The organism is Streptomyces alkaliphilus, assembly GCF_014141535.1.
Classification (GTDB): domain Bacteria; phylum Actinomycetota; class Actinomycetes; order Streptomycetales; family Streptomycetaceae; genus Streptomyces; species Streptomyces alkaliphilus.
Genome location: NZ_VKHT01000613.1, coordinates 1 through 3,177, shown reverse-complemented (window position 1 = coordinate 3,177; position 3,177 = coordinate 1). Strand labels below are relative to the sequence as shown.

Sequence of the window (3,177 nt, the reverse complement as noted above, 5' to 3'; positions counted from 1 at the left end):
GGTTCCACCGCCCCGGCACCCCGCTCCTCCGGATCCCGGGGACCCCGCCGGTCCCCCGTGCCGTCACTCCCCGTGCCGGGCCCGGCATCCAGCACCGCGCTCGAGGGCGCCGCGCGGCCGGCCAATCGTCGTACCTCCCCACCGAGACGGGCCGCCCGCCGCTCCGCCCACGGCGGCGCCACGGCCACCGGCGCGCCGGAGAGATCGTGCAACGCCGCCCAGCCGTCGAGTCGACCGGCGAGTCGCGCCAGCACTCCGCGCGCACCGTCCGGCCCGGACGCCGCACGGGTGAGTTCCCGCTGGGCGGCGAACCCGGCGGTGGTGGTGCGGTACTGCTCGGCGGCCAGAACGGCGGAGACCGTTTTGGAGATGGCGATGAAGGGGGTGGGCCGGGGCACCTCCAACAGCGGCAGCCCCTCGTCCCGACAGGCCGCCACCAACCCCGGAGGGGTGGTCGGGTGGTGGATCCCCGGACCGAAGCCGAGACCGACCACGCCGGCGGCCCGGAGCCTGCGCACGTACTCCCCGGTGGCCCGCGGGTCGTCCAGCGGCACCTTCAGCCCGGTGGTCAGCAGGAGTTCCCCACCCTCCAGGTAGGGCACCGGGTCGGCGAGTTCGCTGACGTGCGCCCACCGCACCGGGACGTCCAGACGGTCACCGGCGGTCAACGGCCGGAGGCCGAGGGCGGGGTGCCGCGCCAGCGAGGCGAGCGTCGGAAGCATGCTGGTCCTCGGGAAGCGGGGACATGCCGGGCGGGAGGGCCGCGGGTCGGGCCCCACCGGACGGGACGACGGAGGGCCCCGCCCGTTCACCCGCAACGGTACCGCCCGGGCCCCGCGGGCCACCGATCAGTCGCCCAGCCGGACCAGGATCGGCGGGCCGCTCTCCCCCTCCGTGCTGGTTACCGAGAGCACCGCGTGCCGGGGCGGCAGTCGGTGCGCCAGTTCGGAGGCGGGCCGGCGCTCCCGTTCCACCCTCCGCACCGTGACCGTCTCGGTGGTCGTCTCCCGCCCGGTGAACAACCGGCGGACGCCGCGCACCGTCCGCTTGACCACCCCGCCGGTACGGTCCGGGGCGCGGGTGACGTCCCGGTCCTCGGTCCACTCCTTGCCCCAGGCCCGGGCGAAGTGCTCCGCGTCCCAGGTGGTGACGCCGGAGAACGCCATCAGGCAGCCGACGGTGCCGAGGAGAGCGGGCCGCAGCGGCTCGGGCACCTCGTCGAGGGAACGCAGGGCCAGGACCGCCCCGGCGCCCGCCGGCCGCAGACGGGCCAGGTCCCGCACCGTGCCCGGGGTCAGCGCGGAGGCGGCGTCGTCCAGGACCAGACAGGCGAAGAGGCTCCGGTCCGGGCGACGGGTGACGGCGGAGGCGAAGCGGGTCAGCAGAAGCCTGACGATGATCCGACCGGCTTCGGCGTGGCCCCCGGCGGGCAGGTCCACCCGCACCCGCAGCGGGCGATCCGGGACCCCGACGGCGAACGGCCGCGCGCGCCGCGCCGGGTCGGCCGGGCCCGCCAGCCCGGCGCGTTCCAGCAGCCCCAGGCGATCGGCCAGTCGGCGGCCGATGTCGTCGGGGCGCTCGGCCTGTCGGGCCCGCACGGCCAGATCCCGCTGGTGGGTGCGATCACCGGCGCGGCCGAGGTCGTCGTGCAGGGTGTGGAGCAGGGCACCGGCCCCGTCCAGCAGGGCCCGCAGTTCCGGCACGCCGGGGAAGTGTCCGTAGGCGGCCCGATAGGGGCCGATGAGTTGGGCGATGGCGAGGGCCGCCTCCTCGGGGTCGTCCCGTCCCCCGCCCACCAGTGCCTCGGCGAGCAGCGCGGCGGCCTCGTCGGTGTCCTCGCATCCTCCCCAGGGGTCGAGCAGGTGGGACGTCCCGGGGTCCCCCACCCGGATGACCACGTCGAAGGCGTCGTCGGAACCGAGCCCGGCGCCCGCCGCGCCGACGGCGACGACGGCCGCCCGACCGGCGAGGGCCCGCAGGCACAACGCCTCGACCACCGGGCGGATCACCCGGCCGGTCTTGCCGGAACCGGGCGGACCCACCGCCACCAGGGAGGTGCCCAACACCTCCGGATCGAACGCCACGGCCTCGCCGCGGTGGCTGTGGGGGTTGCGCTCGTCGGCGACGGCACGGCCGATGAGCACCTGTCCGGTGAGCAGGTCGTGGCGGGCGGTGCGCACCGGGAGGTCACGGGCTCCGGAGGGATGGGACAACGCGCCGGCCCCGTCGGCCTCGACCGCGGCGGCGAAGGCCTCGCGGGCCCCGGGCACGGCACGCGCCCGACGCCACAGTTCGGCGAGACGCACGTGGTCCACGTCGTTCATGGCACCGGAACGGGCGTCGTCCCGGAGACGGTCGGCGGCCCGGTCCAGTCCGGCCTCGCGGAGCTCGTCCCATCGGGTGGGGTCGGGGATCGGTGTGCCGTCGGCGTCCCGCGCGCCCTTCCCGTCGGTCCGACGGCCCCACACCAGGCGGGCGATGTCGCGCCATCCGCCGAGGACCGCCGCGGCGGTCACCAGCGACACGGTCCACAGGAGGTAGTGGATGTTGTAGGCGATGACGTAGGCGGTGGTGTCGCCCTCCTCCCACCATGAGTCGGGGACCACCGCCCACAGGGGTTCGAGCCAGAAGAGCCAGACCCCTCCGAAACTCAGCCCCCAGGCCAGCGCCCCGGCCAGGATGGCCGCGACGGCCCGGCGGGTGCGGGCGACCGGCAGCGGCGGCGTGTCGGCCGGTGCGCGCAGCAGGCGGAGCGCGCCGGGACGCACCCGGCGCCAAACGCGCGGCCAGTTGCCGATCCGACCGAAGACCCATGCCAGGAACACCGCGAAGAGGACGTAGTAGGCGTAGGTGGCGGTGACGTGCAGACGGGTACCGCGCCAGGCGTCGGTGGTGACCCATTCCAGGGGCCACAGCCAGACCCGGATGTAGCCGTTCCAGCACAGCGACCAGACCAGCAGGGCACCCAGCAGGGCGAGCAGCGCGCCACCGAAGAGCTCGCGGTCCCCCATGGCGTCGGGGTCCTCGTCCGGCCGCGGCACCCGTCCCTCGCGCCACACGCCGGGCGGGGACGGCGGGCGGGGCGTGAGCAGCCAGGCGGCGAGGCCGGACGCCGGCGGGGTGTCGGCGCGGGGCCCGGGAACGGCGGGAACGCCGGCCCCGGTGTCGGAACGGGTG

The 3,177-nt window shown here is 76.3% G+C and carries 2 protein-coding genes; both read right to left on the bottom strand.

All coding sequences use genetic code 11. The features are described from left to right. Positions 1-722 (bottom strand): PucR family transcriptional regulator ligand-binding domain-containing protein (locus tag FNQ90_RS17460; RefSeq protein ID WP_182607237.1); only part of this gene is annotated, 722 nt, incomplete at its 3' end. 126 nt (positions 723-848) lie between these two features. Beyond that, a partial coding sequence (locus tag FNQ90_RS17455; protein WP_323380029.1) for an ATP/GTP-binding protein occupies positions 849-3,177 on the bottom strand: 2,329 nt, incomplete at its 5' end.